Consider the following 23,890-nt stretch of genomic DNA (forward strand, 5'->3'; position numbering starts at 1 on the left):
GCCGGCTTATAACTGGCGCAATACCCTTCAGGCCTGGCTGCGGCTCTCCTGGAAGTGGATGATCCGCTCCACGGCTTCGGCCACTGCCTCCCTACCCGCAGCGAAAGAGAGCCTGACGGACCGGCGGCCGTTGACGGCGTCGAAATCGGAGCCCGGCACCAGTGCGACACCTTCCTGTTCCAGCAGTGCCCGGCAGTATTCGCCGGAGTCCGCGAAACCGGCCAACTGGTCTCCCAACTCGGCGTAGAGATAGAACGCCCCGTCGGCTGGCGCGGCTGTCCCCCACTGCAGCCTGCCGAGGTTGTCCAGCAGGATCTGCCGGATCGCGGCGAACTCGGCCACGGCGGCCTCCGCCTGGCTGTAGGAATCCGCAGTGAAGGCTTCGACGGCCGCCAGTTGAGCCGGCGCAGGCGGGCAGAGTGCCACATTGCCGGCGAGCGCTTCCATCGCCGGAGCCAGGTCCCGCGGCATCAGTGCCCAGCCCAGCCGCCAGCCGGTCATCCCCCAGTACTTCGAAAACGAGGAAATAACGACGCCGTTCCGGTCCAATTCCCAGGCACACACACCTCGGGCGTCGGGCGCCTGGGGGTCGGCGGGGTAGGTGATGCCGTGGTAGATTTCGTCGCTGACCAGCCGCACTCCGTTGGCCGCGCACCACTGCGTCAGCGCCGCAAGCTCGGCACGGGAGACCATCGTTCCCGTGGGGTTCGCCGGCGAGGCGAGGATCAGTCCAGCGAGCGGACCGTGGGCGGCGGTTGCAGCGTCCAGCAGGGCGGGCGTCGGCTGGTAGCGCTCGGCCGTACCGCAGTCGATCTCCACCACTTCGCAGCCCAGCGAGCTGAGGATGTTCCGGTAAGCGGGGTACCCGGGCCGGGCCAGCGCCACCCGGTCGCCAGGGTTGAAGGCGGCCAGGAACGTGAGCATGAACGCGCCCGAGGAGCCTGTGGTGATGGCCACCTCGTCGGCTTCAAGTTCCAGCCCGTACCAGCGGCGGTAGTGCCCCGCCACGGCGTCGCGCAGTTCGCTGATCCCCAGGGCGCTGGTGTATGTCAAGGGTATGCCGGACGCGTGAACCTCCGCAGCCTTCGCCGACACTCCCCGAGGCGCCCCGCCGGAGGGTTCGCCGGCGCAAAGCGAGACCACGTCCCGTCCCGCCGCCCGCATCTGGGCGACCCTGTGCAGGATCTTCATGACTTCGAAGTGCGGAACGAGGGCGCGGTCAGCCACCTTCAGCGAGTTCAATCAGGTTCCCGCTCTCAGGAGTCGGTCCTGGCGATGTACACGTCGCAGGATGCGCGCTGCGCCACGGACGTTGCCACGCTCCCGAGCACGCGACCCAGCCCCTTCATCCCCACATTGCCCACCACGATCAACTGGGCGTCAACCCGCTCTGCCTCGTCGATCAGGACGTCCTGCGGCTTGCCATGAAGCGCGGCATAGCTGGTGGCCAGCCCCTCTGTGGCGAGATCACCGGCAGCTTGCTTCGCCACTTTTTCGGCCGTTGCCGAGTCCGACAGATACCACTTGTCGTTCCCGATGCGCACCACCTCGGCGTTATCTTTTGCATGGGCGGTGACCACCCTCAGCTCCGCCGAGAGTCCGGCGGCAAGCCGTGCGGCAGTTCGGGCAGCCTTCATCGATGTTTCGCTGCCATCCACTCCAACAATGATGATTCCTGCCATCGGGGTCTCCTCTTCGAGAATGTCATCGGGACCGCTCGGGGCGGCTTGAAACCAACATACATGCGTTCCCGCAATGCCAGCCGCAAGAGGTACTTGTAGTACAAGTCTTCCACTTGTACTATTTCAAGCATCGCCAACCCGATTAAAGGACCCCGATGACCGCCACCACCTTCTCCAATCCACTCGCCGCCATCTCGGGCGGTGAAGCCACCACTGACCGCATCCGGCATGTGAAGCTCTCGACGCTGACACTCCCGCTACAGACGCCAATCAGCGATGCCAAAGTCCTGACCGGCCGGCAGAAGCCGATGACCGAGATCGTGTTCCTCTTCGCCGAGATCACCACGCAAGACGGCCACCACGGCATTGGCTTCAGCTACTCCAAGCGTGCCGGCGGCCCCGCCCAGTACGCCCACGCCAAGGAGGTCGCGGACAATCTGATCGGTGAGGACCCGAATGACATCGGACGGGTCTACCAGAAGCTGCTCTGGGCCGGCGCCTCGGTGGGCCGCAGCGGCGTCGCCACCCAAGCCATCGCAGCGCTGGACATCGCGCTCTACGACCTCAAGGCCAAGCGGGCCAACCTGCCGCTGGCCAAACTGCTGGGCGCCTACCGCGATTCCGTGCAGACCTACAACACCTCCGGCGGCTTCCTGCAAGCACCCATCGAGGAGGTCAAGGAGCGCGCCAGCGCCTCGCTCGCCGCGGGCATCGGCGGCATCAAGATCAAAGTGGGCCAGCCGGATACCAAGCTTGATCTGGCTCGCGTCACCGCCGTGCGCGAGCATCTCGGCGACGACGTGCCGCTGATGGTTGATGCCAACCAGCAGTGGGACCGGCCCACGGCCATGCGCTTCGGCCGGGTGCTGGAGCAGTTCAATCTGGTCTGGATCGAGGAACCCCTGGATGCTTACGACGCGGAAGGCCACGCCCAGCTGGCCAACGCCTTGGATACCTCGATCGCCACGGGGGAGATGCTTTCCAGCGTCACCGAGCACATCAGCCTGATCGATAACCGCAGCGTGGACATCATCCAGCCGGACGCCCCGCGGATCGGCGGCATCACACCCTTCCTCCGCTTGGCAGCCTTGGCGGACCAGGCCGGACTCCAACTGGCACCGCACTTCGCCATGGAGATCCACCTGCACCTGGCCGCGGCTTACCCGCGCGAGCCCTGGGTGGAGCACTTCGAATGGCTCAACCCACTGTTCAACGAGCGCCTGGAAACCCGCGACGGCCGCATGATCGTCCCCAACCGGCCGGGCCTGGGCTTCACGCTCAGCGAGCAGGCCCATGCCTGGACCACGGACACGGTAGAGTTCGGCACGAACTAGCCCACCGAGAACAACAAGGACCACCATGGCCGAGCCCGCCGCCGTCGACCGCGGATCCTCCCGCAGCCTCACCCACTCCGTGGTGGAGCAGATCAGGAGCAGCATTGTCGACGGCGGCATCGGCCCCGGCGACAAACTGCCGGCGGAAAGCGCGCTCATGGAGCAGTTCGCCGTCAGCCGCACCGTCATCCGCGAGGCGATCTCGCGGCTGCAGGCGGCCGGACTGGTGGAGACCTACCGCGGCAAGGGCACCTATGTGCTGACCCGGCCCAGCGAGGAGTCCTTCACCGCCGGGCCCGAGCAGATCCGCACCCCCGAGGACCGGCTGCAGCTGCTCGACTTCCGGCTCGGCCTGGAGGTGGAGGCCTCGGCCCTGGCCGCGCTGCACCGCACCCCCACCCAGCTTGCCAAGATCGGCAGCGCGCTGGCGGACTTCCGCTCCGCCCGGGACAAACCCAGCGAAGCGGTGGAGGCGGACTTCCGGTTCCACCGGGCCATCGCCGTCGCCACCAACAACCGGTTCTATGTGGACCTGCTCGCCTCGCTCGGGCCTGCGATGATCGCCATGCCCCAAACCCGGCTGCTGGCAAACAACGACGACGGCGAGGAGACGCACTTCTCCCGCGTAGCCTTCGAACACGAGACGGTCTTCGACGCCATCGGCCGGCAGGACGCGCAATCCGCCGCAGCCGCCATGCGCACGCATCTGGCCAACTCCCGCGCGCGGCTGGCACGCCGCCCCGACTAGCAGCAAACTCCGCCCAAAGCACAGCAGCGGCTGCCGGCCTTTCGAACGAAAAGCCGGCAGCCGCCGTCGTACGCGGTATTAGAAGCCGTCCGGCGCCTTGACCGCGAGGACCGGGCGGTCCGCCTGGAGCAGGATCCGCTGGGCTTGGCTGCCCATGATGAACTTGCCCACCTGGGAGCGCTTGCGCAGGCCGATGACGATCAGGGACGCGTTGACAGCGTCCGCCACCTCCATGAATTCATCGGTCAGGTCATCGGTGTGGCCGGGCTGGCGGACGGTGGCGGTGATGCCCGCGTCCGCGGCCCGCTGTACCAGCTCGGCAACCTGCTCGGGCGAGGCCAGCGCGGCATCCACCGGGGCACCCTTGCGCGGGGAATTGAGAATCACCATATCCAGCCCGCGCAGCTTGGCTTCGGCAATGCCGGCGGTGAGCGCGGCTTCGCCTTCGGGGGTGGGCAGGTAGCCGACCAGAATACTCATACTGATTCCTTTTCATTCTTCCGCGACGGAGCGTCGGTGGTGATGGCCTTTTTGGCACGGGCTTTCTTGAACAGAGACTGGATCAGCGGCAGGAAGATGACCATCAGGAAGACCAGCAGCAGTACGCCGGAAATCGGACGGGTGACGAAGCCGGCCGCGTCGCCGCCGAAGACCAGCAGCGAACGGCGCAGGTTCTCTTCCAGCAGGGCGCCGAGCACGAAGGCCAGCACCAGCGGCCCCGGTTCGAAGCCGAACTTCTTCATCAAGTAGCCGATCACGCCGAAGAAGATGACCAGCCAGATGTCGAAGATGCTGTTGCGGATGGTATAGACGCCGATCAGGGTGATCAGCACGGTGATCGGGGCCAGGATGGCGGCGCGGACGCGCAGGATCTTGACGAAAATGCCCACCAGCGGGATGGACATGATCAGCAGCAGGATGTTCCCGATGTACATCGAGTTCACCACGCCCCAGAACAGTTCCGGGTCGTTGGCCACCAGCTGCGGGCCGGGCGTGACGCCCTGGATCAACAGCGCGCCGAAAATGATCGCCATGGTGGCGTTGGCGGGGATGCCCAGGGTCAGCAGCGGGATGAACGACGACGTTGCCGCCGCGTTGTTGGCCGTTTCCGGTGCGGCCACGCCCTCTACCGCGCCGCGGCCGAAGCGCTCGGGGTTCTTGGCCCGCTTCTTCTCCATGGCGTAGGCGGCCAGCGAGGAGAGCGTGGCGCCGCCGCCGGGCAGGATGCCCAGGAAGAAGCCCAGGACGGAGCCGCGGGCGATGGCGCCGGAGGACTGCTTGAGGTCCTGGCGCGAGGGCCAGACGTTGGCCACCTTCGCGGGAGCCTGCACCTTATTGTGGCGCTGTTCCAGGTTGTAGAGGATTTCACCGAGCCCAAAGATGCCCATGGCGATCGGCACGAAGTCCAGGCCGTCGGCCAGCGAGAGGCTGCCGAACGTGAAGCGGGATTCGCCGGTGAAGCCGTCTCGGCCCACCGTAGCCAGCAGCAGGCCGAGGCCCGCAGCGATGACGGACTTAAGCTTGCCCCCGTTGCTGACCGTGGCCACCAGAAGGATGCCCAGCAGCGCCAGGGCGGTGTATTCCGGCGGGCCGAAGTCCAGCGCGAAGCCGGCGACGATCGGGGCCAGCAGGGTCAGGCCGAAGATGGCAACGGTACCGCCGATGAACGAGCCGATGGCCGCGATGCCCAGCGCCGTTCCGGCCTTGCCCTGCTTGGCCAGCGCGTAGCCGTCGAACACCGTAACCACGGCGGAGGCTTCACCCGGCAGCCGCAGCAGGACGGACGTGATGGTGCCGCCGTACTGCGCACCGTAGAAGATGCCGGCCAGCATGATGATCGCGGTGACCGGCTCTACGCCGTAGGTCAGCGGCAGCAGGATCGCGATGGTCGCGGCGGGGCCCAGGCCAGGCAGCACACCGATCAGCATGCCGATCATGACGCCGAGCAGGCAGTACAACAGGTTCGTCGGTTCCAGCACCACGCCGAAACCGTTGATCACCGGTTCAAAAAATTCCATGAGTCTTCCCTAGAACAAATGCGGGACGGGCACGCCGAGGGCCACGACGAAGATCAGGTAGAAGGCCGCGACAACGGCGAAGCTGAGCACCGTGGACATCCGCCAGGTTTCCTTGCCCAGGAACCTCAGCCAGACGAACGTCAGCAGCAGGGACGGGATCTCGAAACCGATGGTTCCCACCAGCAGCACGAAGCCGATCAGCGTGCCGACCCCGGCGAGCACGGCCCAGCTCGAGGAGGAGAACTTCTCGGCGTCCAGCATGTTCCGGCCGAAGACCGCCAACGCGGCAGCCAGGACAACCAGCACCACGCTGATGATGAACGGCCACATGCCCGGTTCCGGCGCCTCGGGCGTCCCCAGCCCCATGGTTAGGGACAGGAAGATACCGGCAACGCCAATAACGACGACGACGGCGGCCGCCGCAATGTTGGCCAGCGGGCCTGCTGCGGGGGGCTTGTCCTCGTCCCATTCGGCCGCGAGCTGCTCCGGCGTCAGATCATCGAGTACGGAGCCCGCCTCGGCGGCAGCGCGAACGTCGCTGCCGCCGAGGTTGGAGCCATCACCGTGTGGTGATGTCACTTCTCGCCTCCGAGATCAATGCCGTATTCCTCGGTGAGGGCCTTGTACTTCTCGGCGTAGCCCTTCCAGTCTTCGGCCAGCTGCTCGCCGTCGATCTGGGTCGGAGTGAACAGATTCTGCTCGTTGAACTCCTTGTACTTCTCCGACTCGAACGCGGCGGTGAAGGCTTCCTTCAGCTCCGCGATGACCGGCTCCGGGGTGCCCTTCGGTGCGGCGACCGCACGGTACTGGGACACCGGAACGTCGTAGCCGGCCTCGATGGCTGTGGGTGTGTCGGGCAGGTACTGGTTGCGCTCTTCGGAGAAGGTCACGATCGGGGTCAGCTTGCCGGCCTCGATCTGCGGCATGGCCTCGCCGAGCTGGATGGTCGCCAGATCCACCTGGTTGCCCAGCAGGGCGGTCATGGCCGGGGAACCGCCGTCGAACGGAACGTCGGTTCCCTCAACCTCGGCCTGCTTGAACAGCAGCGCCTGGGCCAGTTGGCTGCCGGTGCCAACGCCGGTGGTGGCGAAGTTGAACTTCTTGTCGGCGCTGGTGATGTCCTCCATGGTCTTCAGGCCGGAATCCGCGTTGGCTACCAGTACGTAGTCGTCCTGGGAGATACCGGTGATGACTTCGACGTCATCCAGCGAGACCGCTTCGTCCTCGCTGACGGCGAGCGGCGTAATGGTGATCAGGGAGGCGTTGAGCAGAATCAGGTTCTGGCCGTCCGGTTCCATGCCGGCAACTTCCTTGGTGGCCAGGGCGCCGTTGGCCCCGGGCTTGTTGACCACGGGAATGGCCACGCCCAGCGGATCCGCGGCGTTCTCTGCCAGGGCACGGCCGATCCGGTCGGTGCTGCCGCCCGGGTCCTGGCCGATGGTCAAGGTCACGGGACCGGACGGAAACTCGCTGCCGTCTGCGGCCGCCCCGGAATCGGAAACGTTCCCGCCGCAGGCGGACAGGCTCAGGGCAAGCGCCAGGCCCGCGCTGGCGGACACGGCCGCGCGGCGGGTGAGCTTGGATGCGAACATTTAGGTCTCCTTTTGGATGGTGCAGGGTGTCGCTGCGGACCCAAGAACGGTTGTGAGGCCCATCACCACTGCAAGGTGCTTCTGGAAGCCTAGGGACAGCTCATGATACTTGTCCAAGCCCAATAAGGCATGAAGTGATACCCTCTGTGCATCATGTACTCACTCGACCAGCTTCGCGGTTTCGTGGCGGTTGCCGAAGAACTCCATTTCGGCCGCGCCGCAGAACGCCTCAATATGACCCAGCCGCCCCTGAGCCGGCAAATCCAAAAGCTTGAGCGGGCCATCCAGGTGCAACTCTTCGAGCGGGACAACCGCCGGGTGACCCTCACCTCGGCCGGCGAAGCCTTCCTCGTCGAAGCACACAAACTGCTCGCCCTGGCAGACAGCGCCCCGGATCTGGCCCGGCGGATCTCGGCCGGCGCGGCGGGCACCATCCGCATCGGCTTCACCGCGGCTTCCACCTACGGCCTGCTGGGCGCCCTGCTGAACGAGATCGGGACGCACCTGCCGGAGATCGACGTCGAGCTCACGGAGATGGTGACGCGCGAACAGATCCCGGCCCTGGTGAAGGGTGAGATCGATATCGGTCTGGCCCGGCCGCCCTTTGATGAGGAACTGTTCGACTCGCGGTTGCTGTACCGGGAACCGATGGTGGCCGCCTTGCCCGCCGGGCACCCGCTGGGGCGGCTGGGGCGCGCGATCACCGGGGAGGACCTGCGGAACGAAAACCTGATCATGCACTCCCCCACCCAAGCGCGCTACTTCTACGACCTGGTGGTCCGGACGTTGCCGGTGACCAACACTAACTTCGTCCATACCGTGAGCCAGATCCTGACCATGGTGTTGTTGGTGGCGGCCGGTCGTGGCATTGCACTGGTCCCGCAGTCGGCAAGCGTGCTGGGCATCGACGGCGTGGAGTACGCACGGGTGGAGGGCTACGGCGAAGACCCGGTGGAGCTGTACGCCATTTGGCAACGGGATGCACGGAATCCCGCCCTCCAACGCGTGATGGACCTGATCGAGCAGGCTTGAGAATCCGCAGCGCCGCTGGGCCCCGCCGTCGTAATGCCGCGAAGGTATCAAACCATACAAAAACACTCTTGGACATGCATCGAAAGTGTTCCTAGGCTGGCAGCAATGCACATCCCCCTTCGGTGCCGAGGCAAGGACTTGGCGCCGCCGATTTAAGGACACAACACGTGGCACAGCTGAACCCGGCCGAATTGGCAACCCAGATCAAATCCGGTCTGCTCTCTTTTCCGGTAACGCACTTCGATGCGGACCTGCAGTTTGACGAGGCCCGGTACCGCGAGCACCTCGCCTGGCAGGCCGGCTACGACGTTGCGGGTCTCTTCGCCGGCGGCGGCACAGGTGAAGGCTTCTCCCTCACCACCGCGGAAATGGACCGCGTAGTCCGGGTTGCGGTGGATGAAATCGGCGGCAAGGTCCCCGTCCTGGCCTCCGCCACCGGACCGACTTTCCAGGCCATCGAGCAGGCGAAGTCCGCCGAGGCCGCCGGCGCGGACGGCCTGCTGCTGCTGCCGCCGTACTTGACCGAGGCGGACCAGGAAGGCCTGATCGAACACGTCAGCGCCGTCTGTCGCGCCACGAACCTCGGCGTCATCGTCTACAGCCGGGCGAACGCCGTCCTGACGGACACCTCGGTAGCTATCCTGGCCGAACGCAACCCGAACCTGATCGGCTTCAAGGACGGCATCGGCAACATCGAGCAGATGACCCGTATCTATGCCAAGGTGGGCGAGCGTCTCTCCTACATCGGCGGACTGCCGACGGCGGAGACCTTCGCGCTGCCGCTGCTGCAGCTGGGCGTGAGCACCTACTCCTCCGCGATGTTCAACTTCGTGCCCGAATTCGCGCTCGGTTTCTACAAGGATGTCCGCGCCGAAAACCGCACGGCCGTGTACCAGAAGCTCAACGACTTCGTTATTCCGTACCTCGACATCCGCGACCGGGTGAAGGGCTACGGCGTGTCCATCGTCAAGGCCGGCCTGACCGCCGTGGGCCGCGACGGCGGCAAGGTCCGCCCGCCGCTGCAGGACCTCACCGAGTCCGACCTGCACGAACTGACCACCCTGATCAACAAAATCAGCTAGGAGATTGCCCGTGCCCATTACAGGAAATTCCATCATCGCCGGCACCCCGGTCAACGGGACCGACGGCGAGGTCAATGCCATCAATCCGGCCACCGGCGAAAAGCTTGAGCCTGCCTTCGGCATGGTCAGCGTGGCACAGCTCGAAGACGCCACCAAGGCCGCCGAAGCAGCCTTCGATACCTACCGCGCTACCTCCCCCGAGGTGCGCGCAGCGTTCCTTGAGCGTATCGCCGACAACATCGAAGCCATCGGCGCCGAGCTGACCGAACGCGGCACGGCCGAAACCGGCCTGCCCGCCGGCCGGCTGGAAGGCGAGCGCGGCCGCACCGTCGGACAGCTGCGGATGTTCGCCGCCGTCGTCCGTCAGGGCGACCACCTGCAGGTCCGCATCGATCCGGCGCAGCCGGACCGCAAACCGGCGGCTCGGGTGGACATCCGCCAGCGCCACATTCCGCTGGGCCCCGTCGCCGTATTCGGCGCGAGCAACTTCCCGCTGGCGTTCTCTACCGCGGGCGGAGACACTGCCTCCGCGCTGGCCGCCGGCTGCCCGGTGATCGTCAAGGCGCACAACGCCCACCCCGGCACCGCCGAACTGGTGGGCCAAGCCGTGGCGAAGGCCGTCAAGGACAGCGACCTGCCCGACGGCGTCTTCTCGCTGCTCTTCGGCGCCGGCCGTTCGGTCGGCCAGGCCCTTGTGGCGGATCCGCGCATCAAGGCCGTGGGCTTCACCGGCTCGCAGGCCGGCGGCATCGCCCTGATGAAGACTGCAGCGGCGCGGCCGGAACCGATTCCGGTGTACGCCGAGATGTCTTCCATCAACCCGGTGTTTGTCCTGCCCGGCGCCATCGCCGACGATACGGCTGCTCTGGCCGGCGACTTCGTCGGATCACTGACCATGGGGGCTGGCCAGTTCTGCACCAACCCCGGGCTGGTCTTTGTCCCCGAAGGCAAAACCGGCGACGCCTTCATCAGCGCCGCAGCCGGCTCGCTGAGTTCCTGCGCAGGCCAGACTATGCTCACGCCGGGCATCGCCGGCGCTTGGGAAGAAGGCGTGAAGGAACTGGCGGCGGCCGACGGCGTGGAGCAGGTCGCCGAGGGCACTCCGGGCGCCACCGAGAATGCCCCGGCACCACGGCTGTTCAGCACCACCGCGGAGAACTTTGCGGCTTCCCCGCGGCTGCAGGAGGAAGTCTTCGGCGCGGCCGGGCTCTTCGTGCGGTACTCGGACGCGGGCGAGCTCGCCACCGCAACCGAGAACCTCCAGGGCCAGCTCACCGCCACAGTCCATTACGCGCCGGGCGATGAGGCAGCGGCCCGCGAGCTGCTCCCCGTACTGGAGCGCAGGGTAGGCCGCATCCTCTTCAACGGCTGGCCCACCGGCGTCGAAGTTGGACACGCGATGGTCCACGGCGGGCCGTTCCCGGCCACGTCCGACCCGCGGTCCACCTCCGTAGGCAGCCTGGCCATCCACCGCTTCCAGCGCCCGGTCAGCTACCAGAACGTTCCGGCCGAGCTCCTGCCGGAGCCGCTGCAGGACAACAACCCGTGGAAACTGAACCGCCGCCTCGACGGCAGCGTAGAAACTCCGAAGGACTAGCGCATGGCAAGCAACACTCCCACGATCGTCTCGGTCGAAGCCGTCCCGGTTGCCGGCCACGACAGCATGCTCCTGAACCTCAGCGGTGCCCACGGCCCGTTCTTCACGCGGAACATCGCCATCATTACCGACAGCAACGGCAACACCGGTCTGGGTGAAGTGCCCGGCGGCGAAGCCATCCGCAGCACCATCGAGGAAGCTGGCAGCATCCTCGTCGGCCAGCCGATCTCGCTGTACCGTCAGCTCCTGCGCAAGGTCTCCGTCGCTTTCGCCGACCGGGATGCAGGTGGACGCGGCGCCCAAACCTTCGATCTGCGCACTACCATCCACGCCGTCACGGCGCTGGAATCCGGGCTGCTGGATCTGATGGGTCAGCATCTGGGCGTGCCGGTGGCCGAGCTCCTCGGCGAAGGCCAGCAGCGGGACAAGGTCCAGATGCTCGGCTACCTGTTCTACGTTGCCGACCGGAAAAGGACCGACCTGCCGTATCTGGCCGAGGACAACCCGGCCGACGATTGGGAACGGCTGCGCCGCGAGGAGGCCATGACGCCGGAGGCGATTGTGGCCCTGGCCGAAGCCGCCCAGCAGCGCTACGGGTTCCAGGACTTCAAGCTTAAGGGCGGCGTGCTCTCCGGCAAGGAAGAGGTCGCCGCGGTAACCGCGCTGGCTAAGCGCTTCCCGGAGGCCCGGATTACGCTTGATCCCAACGGCGGCTGGCTACTGCAGGAAGCCATTGAACTCTGCAGCGGTTTGGGCGATGTGCTGGCGTATGCCGAGGATCCGTGCGGTCCGGAGGGAACCTACTCCGGCCGCGAGACCATGGCGGAGTTCAAGCGTGCCACCGGCCTGCCGACAGCCACCAACATGATCGCCACGGATTGGCGTCAGATGGCCCACGCCATCCGCACGAACGCCGTTGATATTCCGCTGGCGGATCCGCATTTCTGGACCATGCAGGGCTCCGTCCGGGTGGCGCAGCTGTGCAACGACTTCGGTCTGACCTGGGGTTCGCACTCGAACAACCACTTCGATATCTCGCTGGCCATGTTCACCCAGGTCGGCGCGGCGGCACCAGGCAAGATCACTGCACTGGACACGCACTGGATCTGGCAGGACGGCCAGGGGCTGACCACGGACCCGCTGCAGATCAAGGGCGGCTACATCGAGGTTCCGGCGCGTCCTGGCCTCGGCGTCGAGCTGGACCGGCAGGCGCTCGACGCCGCACACCAGCTCTACCTCGCACACGGGCTCGGTGCCCGGGACGATGCCGCCGCCATGCAGTACCTGGTGCCCGGCTGGGAGTTCAACCCGAAGCGGCCGGCGCTGGTGCGTTAGGAAAGCTGGTCCGCTAGTAAAGTCGAAGGGTCCGGCCCCGCTGTCCAAGGCGGCGGGGCCGGACCCTTTTTGCCTGAATTACGGAGGTATCTGTTGGTCGGCGTCCTGATTGGTTTCGCCATAGTCGGCGCCGTCATTGTGGTTGGCTACATTGCCGCCCGCTTCCAGATCGGCGGCCCGCACGCCGGACAGGCGCTGACCCAAACCGCCTTCTTCATCACCAATCCGGCGCTGCTGTTTACCGTGCTCGCCCAGGCAGATCTGGCGGCGGTCTTCTCCGCCTACGTGCCGATTGCCCTGATCACCGCGGTGGCGACGGCGGGGCTTTATGTGCTGCTCAGCCGGATCTGGTTCCGCCGTCCTGCCGCCGAAACCGCGGTGGGAGCCATGGCCAGCTCCTACGTCAATGCGAATAACATCGGCATACCGATCGCCCTCTATGCCCTGGGGAACGCGACGCCGGTGGCGCCGGTGCTGCTGATCCAGCTGTTGTTGCTGGCACCGGCGTACCTGACCATTCTGGATCTCTCCTCCGGACGCAAACCGTCGCTGAAAAACATCCTGACGCAGCCGTTCCGCAATCCGATGATCATCGCGTCGTTCCTGGGCGTGGCCGTGGCCTGGACCGGCGTCGAACTTCCCGAAGTGGTCTGGGAGCCCCTGATGCTGCTGGGCGGTGCGGCCGTTCCGCTGGTGCTGATGGCTTTCGGCATGTCGCTGCGCGGCAGCCGTCCGCTGAAGGTGAGCGAGGGGCGCACCGAGGTCATCGTCGCCACCGCCCTCAAGTCAGCGGTGATGCCGCTGCTCACTTACCTGGTGGCCACATTCCTGTTCCGGCTGGACGCGGGACTGGTCTTCGGGGCGGTCATCATGGCGGCCCTGCCTTCGGCGCAGAATGTGTTCCTCTTCGCCAGCCGCTACGGCCGCGGCGTCACGGTGGCCCGCGACGTGGTGCTGCTGTCCTCCGCGCTGGCGGTGCCGGCCCTCATCATCGCGGCCTGGCTGCTGGCCTAGCCCCCGGCCGCCAACGCTGGCCGGCTCAGGGCTTCAAGCGCATCTGCTCCGGCTTTTCCAACAGGAGCCACCGCGGGCGTCCGTCACGATCATGCCCCCGCGGGGTGAACCGGTCGGCTTCGACAAGCTGCTCCAGCCCGAGTCCGGTAAGGGACTGGACGTCCTGCACGGGAACCTGGAAGGTCCGGTACGGCCCAAGCGGCGGAATCTCGCCCGCTGCCGTGGCGGCGGCGGTCTGCCTTTCCAGTTCGAGCTCGTCCAGCAAGGGAGACTGGTCCAGGATGTAGGCCGTGCTCGCGATTCCTTCGGCCGCACGCCAGGCTGCCACTTTCCAGAACAGCAGTGGGATCGAAAAGCCCCGGTATTGCGGATCCGCACTGTCGAAGACCGGACCGGTAAAGACGCTGAGCCGGGTGTCGTAATTGTCGGCGTGGACCTAGAGGTAGTCCTCCAAGCCCAGCCACAGCTCCTTGGACTGGTTGAAGATGTTCACCTGCGGCGCCGCATTCGTATAGAAAAAGGTCTCGGTATTGGCCTTCGCGGCCTCGGCCCGGCTGCCCCACACCGGGTCCAGCCGCCGCACCAGGTGCCCGCGGTCCAGGTCGTTTCCGCGGTACAGCTCTTCACCGGCCTGCAGCTCCGCGGCCAGCCTCGGATCCAGCCGCCAGCTGTCTTCCCGTGGCAAGTCCTGGAGCTGGTCGCCGTCGATATTCACTGCGGCCAGCTCCGCGAGCCGTTGCTGTGTGTTGAGGCAAATCGTGAAATGCGTGTAATCCAGCACCTTCACTGCGGTTGCGGGACGGGGAAGTTCAACGGTGGTCAGCAGGAAGTCCGCGCTGTAGCCCTGAGTCATGGTTCCATCCTGCAGCATCCTCATGAACGGCAGGAAGCGCCAACCGGAAATCCGGTTGACGCTTCCGCGACCGTCAGTCTGCCGTCCTAGTCTACGAATTCGGACTGCGTCTCAATGAAGTCCCAGTCCTTCTGCGCGAGCGTTGTGTCTTTAAGATCCGGGCCGCCCGCGTCATAAACCTCGAGGGCGACATCCGACTCAATGCTCTCGGCCCGCAAGTTCTGCCGGAACCATTGTTTGGTTGCCGTATGCAGCTCCGGCCACCATTGTTCAATGCTCTTCTCAGTCATCTCAGGCCCTCCGTTGTCGTCTGGTTCCACCGTAAGTGCGGACAGCGACGGGTACAAGGTCATCCCGGGAACGAGCTACTGAAGGATGTAGTTAGCGCAACCAGCGCAGGGCCGGGGACGAGGTCAGGGCTGACCACTGGCGGCCCAGGCCAAACGTGTTGCCGGCGTGTGTTGCGGCCAGGACGATCATTGCCGCCGCGTAGACGATGTGCTCGTCGATGACCGGATTGGACTTGAGCGGCAGCGAAGACAGCCACATCAGGATCATGAGGGCGGTGCCGCCGACAGCGGCTGCACGGAGCGCGATGCCAAGAACCAGTGCCGTACCAACGGCCAGCAGGCCAAGCATGAAGGCCCAGTCCACGACCGGCGCGCCAGCCAGCGACTGGAACAGTCCTGCGAACGAACCTTCCACGCTGCCTAAGTAGCCTGCAGTGGGCGAGCCGCCCGCGAGCCAGGCCTTCTCGGGTGCTGTGGCGAAACCCAGGCCGAAGGTCTTATCGAAGAAGGCCCAGAGAAAGACCGACCCCAGCAGGATCCGCAGTATCGCCAGCGGACGGGCACGCCGCGGGAGCGCGGCCTGGCGCAGCTGTACGGGGTCGGCCGTGGAAGTCGACGCCGTCATCGTGGGAGGTGTTTCCTGCATGGTTGACATGGGTGTTTTCTCCTGGGGAGTGGGAAAAGTGGTCTGTGGCGGGGCTGTCTATCTGACCGGTTCGCACTGTCCTGCGCGTTCACGCACTGTCTTGCGCGTTGCCGGGAGCCCCTGCCAGCCGAAGATCCCGGCGCAGTGCCGGTCGATCCGTCCAGGAGAAGTCACGGCGACTCCTTCTCGGGCTGGTTAGTTTGGTACCGTACCGTCGGGAATTTCCATGAGGCAAATCTTCTGTGACGTATATTTGCGCCCCTTCGGTGTGATTGCGTGACACGCGCCACATTGACCTGCCGCTGGCGACACTCCCGCTTAAACGAAAAACTCAATGGCAGCAAAGGGCCGCGCGGGTCGCGCTTCCGGGTCGCAGCCGCGACACCCTCCCCGTGACCAAGGTCATACAAGAAGCCCCCCGTTCCAAAGACTCTTTCAGGCGCTCGACGACGACAAAGCTTGCTGGCCGCGGCCGCCCCTTTCGCGCAACGCACCCGGTGGTGGCGATCACGGCGGAAGGGTGGATCCGCCGTCGTTCTTGGGTTTACACCTACGCATGGCGCAGTATGGTGTGAGTCACAGGATGATTCTCAAGCACGTCTAACGAGGGCGCTGAGGAGATTGAGGCATGGGCGATAGCCAGATAACGGTCAACGGCCAACTGCGCGATTGCGGCGGGGCCGGTCCGCACACCCGGCTGCTCGACTGGTTGAGAACAGAGGGGTTGACCGGGGCGAAGGAAGGGTGCGCCGAGGGTGAGTGCGGTGCGTGTGCCATCCTCGTCGCCCGCCCCAACGGGGCCGACCGAAGCCGCTGGACCTCAATCAACGCGTGCCTGCCTCCTGCCTTGGCGTTCGACGGCCAGGAAATCGTGACTGCAGAGGGCCTCGGTACCGCACCGGGGCCTTGCTCCGAGGAGGCCCTGCACCCCGTTCAACGGGAGATGGCGGACCGCGGCGGAGCGCAATGCGGCTACTGCACGCCGGGGTTCATCTGCTCCATGGCCGCCGAGTACTACCGCCCCGAGCGGGATGCTGCCCGCTCCGGTGCCGCGGTGCAGACCGGGACCGCGGTGGCCGGCGAGGAGCATGCGACCGACCATGAAAGCGGACCCAACGGCTTCGACCTGCACGCCCTGAGCGGCAATCTGTGCCGCTGCACCGGCTACCGGCCCATCCGGGACGCCGCGTACGCGCTCGGCTCCCCCGATGGATCCGACCCGCTGCTTGTCCGGCAGGGTGGCCCCGCACCTGCCGCTCAACCCACGGAAAAAATTGTCGACGGCGCCCGCTTCGTCCGGCCTGCAGCCATGGAAGAGCTCTTCGACCTGCTCGAGCAGAATCCGGAAGCCAAGCTGGTCGCCGGCGCCACGGACCTCGGAGTGGAGGTGAACCTGCGGCACACGCGGCCGCCGCTGACCCTTGCCATCGACCGGCTCGAACCGCTGCGGACGCTGGAGGTCGGCAGCGACCGGATCACCATCGGGGCGGCCCTGAGCCTCAGCGAGATCGATCGCGGGCTCTCGGGGCGCGTCCCGTTGCTGAGCCAGCTCTTCCCCCAGTTCGCCTCTCCGCTGATCCGCAATACGGCAAGCCTGGGCGGCAACCTCGCGACAGGATCGCCGATCGGTGATTCGGCGCCAGCGCTGCTGGCCCTGAACGCGTCGGTCGTGCTGGCCTCCGCAGGCGGTGAGCGGGAAGTCGCACTGGCTGAATACTTCACCGGGTACCGCCAGAGCGTCAGGAAATCCGGCGAGCTCCTGCGCGAGGTGCGGATCCCGCTGCCGCTGGCGGAAAACACCGCCTTTTACAAGATCGCCAAGCGCCGTTTTGACGACATTTCGAGTGTCGCCGTCGCTTTCGCCATGCAGCTCGACGGCGGCACCGTCTCCTCCGTTCGGATAGGGGTCGGGGGCGTAGCGGCCACGCCGATCCGGGCAACCAGCACGGAGCAGGCGCTGGCGGGCCAGCCGTGGACAGGTGAAACGGCCGAGGCTGCCGCCGCCGTCATGTCCGCTGAAGGCACTCCGATCGACGATTTCAGGGCGAGCGCCAAGTATCGTTCGGCCATGCTCGGACAGGCGTTGCTCAAGTTTTATGCGGAAACGGCATCCGCTGTGGAGGTAGCCCGATGAAATCCCTTGCCGACCGCCCGGTCAATCCCGTCGTTGGCGTGTCGGTGCCGCACGAATCCGCCGCACTGCATGTCACGGGTACCGCCCTCTACACCGACGACCTCATCGTGGGCCGCCAGAATGTGCTGCATGCCTGGCCCGTCCAGGCACCCCATGCCCACGCCGTCGTAACCTCCTTGCGAACCGAACCGGCGCTGCAGGTCCCGGGAGTAGTCCGGGTGCTGACCGGAGCGGACGTTCCCGGCGTTAACGACGCCGGCACCAAGCACGACGAGCCGCTTTTTCCCACCGAGGTCATGTACTACGGCCATGCCATCTGCTGGGTGCTTGGCGAAACACCCGAGGCCGCGCGGCTGGGCGCGGAGGCCGTCGAAGTTAGCTACGACCCGCTCCCCTCGCTGCTGACGCTCACGGAAGCCATCGAGGCGGAGAGCTTCCAGGGCCTCCAGCCGACCCTCAGCAGGGGCGACGCCGACGCGGCTCTGCAGGGATCTGCGCACCGGTTTTCCGGCGAGATCGAGTACGGCGGCCAGGAGCACTTTTATCTGGAGACCCACGCATCGTTCGCGTACCTCGATGAGGGCGGGCAGATCTTTGTCCACAGCAGCACGCAGCATCCGTCGGAGACACAGGAAATCGTGGCGCACGTGTTGGGCCGGCACAACCACGATGTCACCGTCCAGTGCCTGCGCATGGGCGGCGGCTTCGGCGGCAAGGAAATGCAGCCCCACGGCTTCGGCGCGGTCGCCGCGCTGGGCGCCGTTCTCACCGGCCGGCCGGTGCGCCTGCGCCTTAACCGCACCCAGGACATCACGATGACGGGCAAGCGCCACCCGTTCCACGCCAGGTGGGAGGCCGGCTTCGACCAGGATGGCCGCATCCAGGCGCTGAAGGCTACGCTGACCAGCGACGGCGGGTGGAGCCTTGATCTTTCGGAGCCAGTCCTGACCCGTGCGTTGTGCCACGTGGACAATTCCTACTGGATCCCTAACGTGCACGTTGATGGCCGGATCGCGAAGACCAACAAGACGTCCCAGACGGCGTTCCGCGGCTTCGGCGGCCCGCAGGGCATGTTCCTCATCGAGGAGGTCATGGGCAGAGCCGCCCCGGCACTGGGGCTCGACCCGGGCGAACTGCGGCAGCGCAACCTCTACGTTCCCGGGCAGACCACGCCGTACGGCCAGCCGGTCCGCCATGCCGAGCGGCTGCACAACATCTGGCAAACCCTGCTGGAACGTGCCGACGTCGTGCGCCGGCGGGCAGATATCGACGCCTTCAACGCCGCGCACCCGCATAACCGGCGTGCCCTCGCCATCACTCCGGTGAAGTTCGGCATCTCGTTCAACCTCACGGCCTTCAACCAAGCCGGCGCGCTCGTGCACGTATATAAGGACGGCTCCGTCCTGATCAATCACGGCGGCACGGAAATGGGCCAGGGCCTGCACACCAAAATGTGCCAGGTCGCTGCCACTGCCTTGGGCGTTCCGCTGGATTTCATCCGTCTGGCCCCCACCCGCACGGACAAGGTGCCGAACACGTCGGCCACGGCGGCCAGCTCAGGAGCGGACCTGAACGGCGGGGCCATCAAGGACGCCTGCGAGCATATCAGCGCACGGCTGGCCGAGGTGGCGGCCCGCAAGATGAACATCCACCCCGATGACGTCCGGTTCGCCAACGGGAAAGTGACCGGCATCGGCTTCCACGACAGGGACATTGCCTTCGCCGATCTGGCCAACGACGCTTACTTCCAGCGGATTCCGCTTTGGGCGGCCGGTTACTACCGCACCTCGGGATTGCACTGGGACAGCGCCCGCATGCAAGGGGAGCCGTTCAAGTACTTCGCCTACGGGGCAGCCGTTTCCGAGGTGGAGGTGGACGGGTTCACCGGCGCGTACCGCCAGCTGCGGACGGACATTGTCCACGATGTCGGCGACAGCCTCTCCCCGCTCATCGACCTCGGCCAGATCGAGGGTGGCTTCGTCCAGGGCGCCGGATGGCTGACGCTTGAGGAACTGCGCTGGGACGAGTCCGACGGCGAGCACCGGGGGCGTCTGGCGACCCAGTCCGCCAGCACCTACAAGCTGCCCAGCTTCTCCGAGATGCCCGAGGAGTTCAACGTCCATCTCTTCGAGCAGGCCACCGAAAGCGGCGTCGTCTATGGTTCCAAAGCGGTGGGTGAACCGCCGCTCATGCTTGCCTTCAGCGTCAGGGAGGCCCTGCGCCAGGCCGTGGCTGCGTTCGGTGCCGGGGACCAGCCCGTCGAATTGGCCAGCCCGGCAACCCCCGAGGCGGTCTTCTGGGCGATCCAGTCAGCGCGGGAGACAACCTCGAAGGCTTACGACGGCGGGGCCCGGGCAGGGGACGAATCCGCGCCTTCATCTGTTAGTACCGCAGCAGGCTGAGATGGACTGGCTGCAGGCGCTGCAGGATCTGCGCTCGGCTGGCCTGCCAAGCGTCTTGGCTACGGTCACCGAGGCGCGGGGCCATGCCCCGCGGGAGGCGGGGGCAAAGATGCTGGTCGGCGCCGAGTCCACCTGGGGCAGCATCGGGGGCGGCAACCTCGAGGCAACGGTCATCGACCGGGCACGCGCGCTGCTCCGGTCAGGAAGCACGGTCCCGGAATGCCTGCCGTTCCCGCTCAATGAACATGCCGTCACCGAGCATGGGCAGCAGTGCTGCGGAGGAGTAGTCAGTGTTCTGCTCGAGCCGTTTCCTGCCCGCGCCACCGTTGCCATCTTCGGCATGGGGCACGTAGGCCATGAACTGGCCCGGATCCTTTCCCGGCTGCCGATCCAACTGCACCTTGTGGACAACAGGGCCGACCAGCTTAATCCGGCGCACCTCGCCGACATCCTGGCGGGACCGGCCGAAGTCCAGCCCAAGCACAGCGCTGTTCCGGATACCACTTTGGCAGGACTGCCGCCGGGGTCCCACGTGTTCATCATGACCCACGACCATGCCGAAGACTTCCTGCTGTGCGACGCCGCGCTGCGCAGGGGCAACCTCGGCTCAGTCGGCCTCATCGGATCCTCGGCCAAGTGGTCCAGGTTCCGCCAGAAACTGCAGGCAGAAGGTCACAGCTCCGAGGCCATCGACACCATCAGTTGCCCGATCGGGCTGCCCGGCCTCCCCGGTAAAGAACCGGCCGCCATCGCCGTCAGCGCAGCCGCCAGCCTGCTCCCGGCCCTGTCGAAGCACCTGGCCATCTGACAGCTCGCGTTCCGCGCATATCCCCCCCTGAGGCCTGTCGGCATTTCCGGGCGGCGAACTATGGACCGAGGTATCCGGCTCATTTAAGGTGAACACTGTGCGCTTTGCACGCGATCAGCTCCACAAGTTCCTCTACTCGTTCATTCCACTTGATAAGGATCTGCCATGGACCGCATGATTTTCGCCAACCTCCCCGTCTCCGACCTGCAGAAGGCTACGGACTTCTACCTCGGCCTGGGCTTCACCCTGAACCCGGACTTCAGTTCGGATGAGGGCTCCTGCATCGTCATCTCCGACACCATTTTTGTCATGCTTTTGAAGCAGGACTTCTTCGCAGGCTTCCTTGCCGAGGGCAGCACCCCGCATCTGGGCTCCTCCGCGAAGGAAGTCCTGAACTGCCTCACCGCCTCGTCGGTCGAAGAAGTCGATGACCTGGTGGGCAAGGCGCAGGCCAGCGGCGGCAGCGTCTACCTGCCAGCCAAGGAAAGCATGCCCGGCATGTACGGCGCCTCCATCGCCGACCCCGACGGCCACGTTTGGGAACTGCTCTGGATGTCCCAAGAGTCCGTGGACGAGCACGAGCATCAAGATGCCGGGGCCGCGCAGGCCTGATTGCCCGAGATCGTTACTCGCCGACGAGTTCTTCGTAGAGCCGGTGCACACGGGCGTCGATCTCGTCGCGCACCAAGCGCATCCGTTCCATGCCGTGGATGTCGCGCAGGCTCGGTTCGCTGATCTCCCAGCGCTCGTAGCGCGTGCCCGGCACCTCCTCCAGCTGCGCGTTGCTGCCCAAGATAACGACGACGTCGGCCGCCCGCTGCGCTTCTTCGGTCACCGCCGTAGGCGTGCCGCCGCTGATGTCGATGCCCTTCTCGAGCAGCGCCTCGGCCGATTCCTGGTTGACCGCGGTCCCGGGATTGGTGCCGCAGGAGTGCACATCCACCGTGCCGTTGGCGAGTTTTTCCAGCAAGCCGGCGGCCATCGGGGACTTGCCGCTGTTGGAGGAGCAGACAAAGAGGACGCTGGGCTTACCTGGCTGCGGGGTCATGAGGTCGCTTTCTGCTGGCTGGTTCCGAAGAAGGGCGTGGAGTCCATTATGCGCAGATCGGCTGCCGGGAGGGTCTTCGCGCCTGCCGGGAAGGCGAAGGCTCTTGATACTAGCCGCGGTTCTTGTTGCACTGGTCTATACAGCCCGCGCCGGAACGTTTCTTCACCCACTAGAGGCACTGCCGGCAGAAGCAAAGGACCCGCCATGACCGAGACCAACAGCCACAAGCCCACCGTCCTCTTCGTCTGCGTCCACAACGCGGGCCGCTCGCAAATGGCCGCCGCCTATCTGGAGCACCTGTCCAGAGGCGCCATCGATGTCCGGTCCGCCGGTTCACGGCCGGCAAAAGAGGTCAATCCGGCGGTAGTGGAAGCCATGGCGGAGGACGGAATCGACATTTCCGGCCGCACCACCAGGCAGCTCACCACGGAGCAGCTCCATGACGCCAATATGGTCATCACCTTGGGCGGCGGCGTCGATGTTCCGGTCATCCCCGGCCGGAAGTACGAGGACTGGGAGCTGAGGGACCCTGCAGGCAAGGACGTTGGGGCCGCCCGCGTCCTGCGCGATGACATCAAGGCACGCGTCCAGAGCCTGGTTTCCGGCCTGCTCCCCGCGCTGCACCCGGACGCCAGCTAGCCCGCGGCGACGGCACCTGAAGGAGAAACATCATGAGCGAGAAGATCATCATTATCGGTTCCGGTCCCGCGGGCTACACGGCAGCGATCTACGCCGCGCGGGCCGGGCTGGAACCGCGCGTAATTGCCGGCGCCGTCACCGCGGGCGGCGCGCTGATGAACACGACGGATGTGGAGAATTTTCCGGGCTTTCCCGAGGGTATCCAGGGTCCGGAGCTGATGGAGAGCCTGCAGCAGCAGGCGGAGAAGTTCGGCGCGACCATTGAGTACGACGACGTCTCCTCCGTCTCGCTTGAAGGCCACCTTAAAGAAGTGGTCACCGCCGGCGAGAACGTCTACCAGGCGCCGGCGGTCATCCTGGCCACCGGCTCCGCCTACAAGGAACTCGGGCTGCCGGAGGAAAAGAAGTTCTCCGGCCACGGCGTCTCCTGGTGCGCCACCTGCGACGGGTTCTTCTTCCGAAACCAGGACATCATCGTCGTCGGCGGCGGGGATTCGGCCATGGAGGAAGCACTCTTCCTGACCCGCTTCGGAAAGTCCGTCACCGTCGTCGTACGTAGGGATGCGCTGCGGGCATCGAAGATCATGGCGCAGCGGGCGCGGGACAACGAGAAGATCCGCTTCGAATGGAACAGCACCGTTTCCGCCATCCACGGCAACGGCAAGGTCTCCGGCGTGACGCTGACGGACACTGTTACCGGGGCGACGCGCCAACTGGCCGCCACCGGGATCTTCGTGGCCATCGGTCACCTGCCGCGGACCGAACTGGTCAAGGGCCAGATCGATCTGGATGCGGAGGGCTATATCAAGGTGGACTCCCCCACCACCGTGACCAGCCAGCGGGGCGTCTTCGCGTGCGGCGACGCCGTGGACCACCGCTACCGGCAGGCCATCACCGCCGCGGGCACCGGCTGCGCTGCCGCGCTCGACGCCGAACGCTACCTCGCCGCACTGGAAGATTCGGACAGTATCGCCACCGCTTTGGTGGAAGAAGAAACGCATGCCTGACGCCCGCGCCGGGTCGATTCCGGCCGGCCGGTAGTCCGCTCAGCCTTAGATGCGCTCCACCAGTGCGTCTACCTGCTCCAGCAGCGCTTCCAATTCTGCTTCGGTAACTTTGGCGGGCTGGCTAGCCCCGGAGAAAAAGGTAGCGCTGTAATAGAGTCCGTCCCCCATCAGCTTGATGGCCTGTGCAACCGGCCTGCTGCCGAGGGCCTTCTCCAGCGCATCCAGCCAAAGCCCCTCGATACGGGCAAAGGTCTGGGCGGCCGCGGGATGCCCCTGCTGCACCAAGCGGGCCACGGCGACGATGGCCCGGTCCAGCGGCGAGTCCACATATAAAGAAGTGCGCACGTAGTAGCGGGCCGCTCCTTCGGGCGCCTTGCCGATCTTCTCCGCATCCTCCGCTGTCAGCGCCGCGAGCCGTTCGCAGAGCCCTTCTACCATGGCCTCCTTGGAGGGGAAGTGGTAGAGCAGCCCTCCCTTGGACACCCCTGCCGCCGCCGCAACGGCATCCATAGTGGCCGCCCGTTCGCCCTCCTTGATGAGGATGTCTTCAAAGCTGTCGAGGATCCGGTCTTTTGCGCTGGCCATCCATCCATCCTAGCTTTCGATCCGCTTGCCACTAAACCGTCCAG

The 23,890-nt window shown here is 65.8% G+C and carries 23 protein-coding genes and 1 pseudogene; 13 read left to right on the forward strand and 11 right to left on the reverse strand.

Translation table 11 applies throughout. The features are described 5' to 3' along the window. Nucleotides 1–27: 27 nt before the first annotated feature. A complete protein-coding gene (locus J5251_RS02460) occupies nt 28–1,191 on the reverse strand; it encodes a pyridoxal phosphate-dependent aminotransferase (RefSeq protein ID WP_139006985.1) in 1,164 nt (387 codons plus the stop codon). A 65-nt stretch (nt 1,192–1,256) separates the two neighbouring features. Next, nucleotides 1,257–1,682 carry a universal stress protein gene (locus J5251_RS02465; RefSeq protein ID WP_139006965.1) on the reverse strand — a complete coding sequence of 142 codons (426 nt, stop codon included), beginning with the start codon at nt 1,680–1,682 and terminating at the stop codon, nt 1,257–1,259. Nucleotides 1,683–1,837: 155 nt separating this feature from the next. On the opposite strand from J5251_RS02465, the gene J5251_RS02470 reads away from it, so the two are divergent. Then, on the forward strand, nt 1,838–3,016 hold the full coding sequence (locus tag J5251_RS02470; RefSeq protein ID WP_139006964.1) for an L-talarate/galactarate dehydratase: 1,179 nt from the start codon (nt 1,838–1,840) through the stop codon (nt 3,014–3,016). Nucleotides 3,017–3,041: 25 nt separating this feature from the next. Continuing rightward, nucleotides 3,042–3,764: a FadR/GntR family transcriptional regulator gene (locus tag J5251_RS02475; protein ID WP_139006963.1), complete on the forward strand. Its 723-nt coding sequence runs from the start codon at nt 3,042–3,044 to the stop codon at nt 3,762–3,764. A gap of 78 nt (nt 3,765–3,842) precedes the next feature. On the opposite strand, the gene J5251_RS02480 is transcribed toward J5251_RS02475, so the two are convergent. From J5251_RS02480 to J5251_RS02495, 4 genes are read right to left on the reverse strand one after another with little or no spacing between them, the layout of a single operon-like run. Then, nucleotides 3,843–4,244 carry a universal stress protein gene (locus J5251_RS02480; RefSeq protein WP_139006962.1) on the reverse strand — a complete coding sequence of 134 codons (402 nt, stop codon included), beginning with the start codon at nt 4,242–4,244 and terminating at the stop codon, nt 3,843–3,845. Then, complete coding sequence (locus J5251_RS02485) at nt 4,241–5,782, reverse strand: tripartite tricarboxylate transporter permease (protein ID WP_139006961.1); 1,542 nt, start codon at nt 5,780–5,782, stop codon at nt 4,241–4,243. The genes J5251_RS02480 and J5251_RS02485 overlap by 4 nt, the downstream gene beginning before the upstream one ends. Before the next feature lie 9 nt (nt 5,783–5,791). Beyond that, nucleotides 5,792–6,361, reverse strand: coding sequence for a tripartite tricarboxylate transporter TctB family protein (locus J5251_RS02490; protein ID WP_139006960.1), 570 nt, complete (start codon nt 6,359–6,361; stop codon nt 5,792–5,794). After that, entirely contained in the window at nt 6,358–7,374 is a 1,017-nt protein-coding gene (locus tag J5251_RS02495) for a Bug family tripartite tricarboxylate transporter substrate binding protein (RefSeq protein ID WP_139006959.1), read from the reverse strand. Before J5251_RS02495 ends, J5251_RS02490 begins: the two co-directional genes overlap by 4 nt. Before the next feature lie 153 nt (nt 7,375–7,527). On the opposite strand from J5251_RS02495, the gene J5251_RS02500 reads away from it, so the two are divergent. From J5251_RS02500 to J5251_RS02520, 5 genes are all read left to right on the forward strand, one after another. Beyond that, nucleotides 7,528–8,406 (forward strand): LysR family transcriptional regulator, encoded by an 879-nt coding sequence (locus J5251_RS02500; protein ID WP_208575075.1) that lies wholly within the window; start codon nt 7,528–7,530, stop codon nt 8,404–8,406. Between the two features lie 167 nt (nt 8,407–8,573). Further along, nucleotides 8,574–9,488: a 5-dehydro-4-deoxyglucarate dehydratase gene (kdgD, locus tag J5251_RS02505; protein WP_139006957.1), complete on the forward strand. Its 915-nt coding sequence runs from the start codon at nt 8,574–8,576 to the stop codon at nt 9,486–9,488. A 10-nt stretch (nt 9,489–9,498) separates the two neighbouring features. Further along, on the forward strand, nt 9,499–11,085 hold the full coding sequence (locus tag J5251_RS02510) for an aldehyde dehydrogenase (NADP(+)) (RefSeq protein ID WP_139006956.1): 1,587 nt from the start codon (nt 9,499–9,501) through the stop codon (nt 11,083–11,085). Between the two features lie 3 nt (nt 11,086–11,088). Next, nucleotides 11,089–12,420, forward strand: a complete 1,332-nt coding sequence (locus tag J5251_RS02515) for an enolase C-terminal domain-like protein (RefSeq protein WP_139006955.1) — start codon at nt 11,089–11,091, stop codon at nt 12,418–12,420. 93 nt (nt 12,421–12,513) lie between these two features. Further along, complete coding sequence (locus tag J5251_RS02520; RefSeq protein ID WP_139006954.1) at nt 12,514–13,434, forward strand: AEC family transporter; 921 nt, start codon at nt 12,514–12,516, stop codon at nt 13,432–13,434. 25 nt (nt 13,435–13,459) lie between these two features. Here J5251_RS02520 and J5251_RS02525 read toward each other — a convergent pair. From J5251_RS02525 to J5251_RS02535, 3 genes and pseudogenes are all read right to left on the reverse strand, one after another. Continuing rightward, nucleotides 13,460–14,311 (reverse strand): annotated as a pseudogene (locus J5251_RS02525) (DNA/RNA non-specific endonuclease). A gap of 62 nt (nt 14,312–14,373) precedes the next feature. After that, on the reverse strand, nt 14,374–14,577 hold the full coding sequence (locus J5251_RS02530) for a hypothetical protein (RefSeq protein ID WP_139006952.1): 204 nt from the start codon (nt 14,575–14,577) through the stop codon (nt 14,374–14,376). A gap of 91 nt (nt 14,578–14,668) precedes the next feature. After that, complete coding sequence (locus J5251_RS02535) at nt 14,669–15,232, reverse strand: DoxX family membrane protein (RefSeq protein ID WP_205676862.1); 564 nt, start codon at nt 15,230–15,232, stop codon at nt 14,669–14,671. A gap of 619 nt (nt 15,233–15,851) precedes the next feature. Here J5251_RS02535 and J5251_RS02540 point away from each other — a divergent pair. The 4 genes from J5251_RS02540 (at nt 15,852) to J5251_RS02555 (ending at nt 21,179) form a co-directional block, all read left to right on the forward strand. Beyond that, on the forward strand, nt 15,852–17,357 hold the full coding sequence (locus J5251_RS02540; RefSeq protein WP_139006951.1) for a xanthine dehydrogenase small subunit: 1,506 nt from the start codon (nt 15,852–15,854) through the stop codon (nt 17,355–17,357). Next, nucleotides 17,354–19,759: a xanthine dehydrogenase molybdopterin binding subunit gene (gene xdhB, locus J5251_RS02545; protein ID WP_139006950.1), complete on the forward strand. Its 2,406-nt coding sequence runs from the start codon at nt 17,354–17,356 to the stop codon at nt 19,757–19,759. Before J5251_RS02540 ends, xdhB begins: the two co-directional genes overlap by 4 nt. A 1-nt stretch (nt 19,760) precedes the next feature. Next, nucleotides 19,761–20,567, forward strand: a complete 807-nt coding sequence (gene xdhC / locus J5251_RS02550) for a xanthine dehydrogenase accessory protein XdhC (RefSeq protein WP_139006949.1) — start codon at nt 19,761–19,763, stop codon at nt 20,565–20,567. Nucleotides 20,568–20,732: 165 nt separating this feature from the next. After that, a complete protein-coding gene (locus J5251_RS02555) occupies nt 20,733–21,179 on the forward strand; it encodes a VOC family protein (RefSeq protein WP_139006948.1) in 447 nt (148 codons plus the stop codon). A 13-nt stretch (nt 21,180–21,192) separates the two neighbouring features. Here the strand turns inward: J5251_RS02555 and J5251_RS02560 are convergent, their stop codons facing one another. Next, the gene (locus J5251_RS02560) at nt 21,193–21,615 is read right to left on the reverse strand and encodes a low molecular weight phosphatase family protein (RefSeq protein ID WP_139006947.1); all 423 of its coding nucleotides are present in this window, start codon (nt 21,613–21,615) and stop codon (nt 21,193–21,195) included. Between the two features lie 204 nt (nt 21,616–21,819). Here J5251_RS02560 and J5251_RS02565 point away from each other — a divergent pair, with 204 nt between their 5' ends. Together J5251_RS02565 and trxB are read left to right on the forward strand one after the other, a co-directional pair. Next, nucleotides 21,820–22,254, forward strand: coding sequence for a low molecular weight phosphatase family protein (locus J5251_RS02565; protein ID WP_139006946.1), 435 nt, complete (start codon nt 21,820–21,822; stop codon nt 22,252–22,254). A 32-nt stretch (nt 22,255–22,286) separates the two neighbouring features. Then, nucleotides 22,287–23,261, forward strand: a complete 975-nt coding sequence (trxB, locus tag J5251_RS02570; protein WP_432264410.1) for a thioredoxin-disulfide reductase — start codon at nt 22,287–22,289, stop codon at nt 23,259–23,261. A gap of 45 nt (nt 23,262–23,306) precedes the next feature. Here the strand turns inward: trxB and J5251_RS02575 are convergent, their stop codons facing one another. Next, nucleotides 23,307–23,846: a TetR/AcrR family transcriptional regulator gene (locus J5251_RS02575; protein ID WP_208575076.1), complete on the reverse strand. Its 540-nt coding sequence runs from the start codon at nt 23,844–23,846 to the stop codon at nt 23,307–23,309. Between the last annotated feature and the right edge of the window lie 44 nt (nt 23,847–23,890).

It is taken from the genome of Arthrobacter crystallopoietes (assembly GCF_017603825.1).
Taxonomy (GTDB): domain Bacteria; phylum Actinomycetota; class Actinomycetes; order Actinomycetales; family Micrococcaceae; genus Crystallibacter; species Crystallibacter crystallopoietes_B.

Excerpts from the sequence above, each read along its gene's own strand:
- J5251_RS02460 (WP_139006985.1), bottom strand. The coding sequence starts at position 1,191 with ATGAAGATCCTGCACAGGGTCGCCCAGATGCGGGCGGCGGGACGGGAC.
- J5251_RS02465 (WP_139006965.1), bottom strand. The coding sequence starts at position 1,682 with ATGGCAGGAATCATCATTGTTGGAGTGGATGGCAGCGAAACATCGATG.
- J5251_RS02470 (WP_139006964.1), top strand. The coding sequence starts at position 1,838 with ATGACCGCCACCACCTTCTCCAATCCACTCGCCGCCATCTCGGGCGGT.
- J5251_RS02475 (WP_139006963.1), top strand. The coding sequence starts at position 3,042 with ATGGCCGAGCCCGCCGCCGTCGACCGCGGATCCTCCCGCAGCCTCACC.
- J5251_RS02480 (WP_139006962.1), bottom strand. The coding sequence starts at position 4,244 with ATGAGTATTCTGGTCGGCTACCTGCCCACCCCCGAAGGCGAAGCCGCG.
- J5251_RS02485 (WP_139006961.1), bottom strand. The coding sequence starts at position 5,782 with ATGGAATTTTTTGAACCGGTGATCAACGGTTTCGGCGTGGTGCTGGAA.
- J5251_RS02495 (WP_139006959.1), bottom strand. The coding sequence starts at position 7,374 with ATGTTCGCATCCAAGCTCACCCGCCGCGCGGCCGTGTCCGCCAGCGCG.
- J5251_RS02500 (WP_208575075.1), top strand. The coding sequence starts at position 7,528 with ATGTACTCACTCGACCAGCTTCGCGGTTTCGTGGCGGTTGCCGAAGAA.
- J5251_RS02515 (WP_139006955.1), top strand. The coding sequence starts at position 11,089 with ATGGCAAGCAACACTCCCACGATCGTCTCGGTCGAAGCCGTCCCGGTT.
- J5251_RS02530 (WP_139006952.1), bottom strand. The coding sequence starts at position 14,577 with ATGACTGAGAAGAGCATTGAACAATGGTGGCCGGAGCTGCATACGGCA.
- J5251_RS02535 (WP_205676862.1), bottom strand. The coding sequence starts at position 15,232 with ATGTCAACCATGCAGGAAACACCTCCCACGATGACGGCGTCGACTTCC.
- J5251_RS02540 (WP_139006951.1), top strand. The coding sequence starts at position 15,852 with ATGGGCGATAGCCAGATAACGGTCAACGGCCAACTGCGCGATTGCGGC.
- xdhB (WP_139006950.1), top strand. The coding sequence starts at position 17,354 with ATGAAATCCCTTGCCGACCGCCCGGTCAATCCCGTCGTTGGCGTGTCG.
- xdhC (WP_139006949.1), top strand. The coding sequence starts at position 19,761 with ATGGACTGGCTGCAGGCGCTGCAGGATCTGCGCTCGGCTGGCCTGCCA.
- J5251_RS02555 (WP_139006948.1), top strand. The coding sequence starts at position 20,733 with ATGGACCGCATGATTTTCGCCAACCTCCCCGTCTCCGACCTGCAGAAG.
- J5251_RS02560 (WP_139006947.1), bottom strand. The coding sequence starts at position 21,615 with ATGACCCCGCAGCCAGGTAAGCCCAGCGTCCTCTTTGTCTGCTCCTCC.
- J5251_RS02565 (WP_139006946.1), top strand. The coding sequence starts at position 21,820 with ATGACCGAGACCAACAGCCACAAGCCCACCGTCCTCTTCGTCTGCGTC.
- trxB (WP_432264410.1), top strand. The coding sequence starts at position 22,287 with ATGAGCGAGAAGATCATCATTATCGGTTCCGGTCCCGCGGGCTACACG.
- J5251_RS02575 (WP_208575076.1), bottom strand. The coding sequence starts at position 23,846 with ATGGCCAGCGCAAAAGACCGGATCCTCGACAGCTTTGAAGACATCCTC.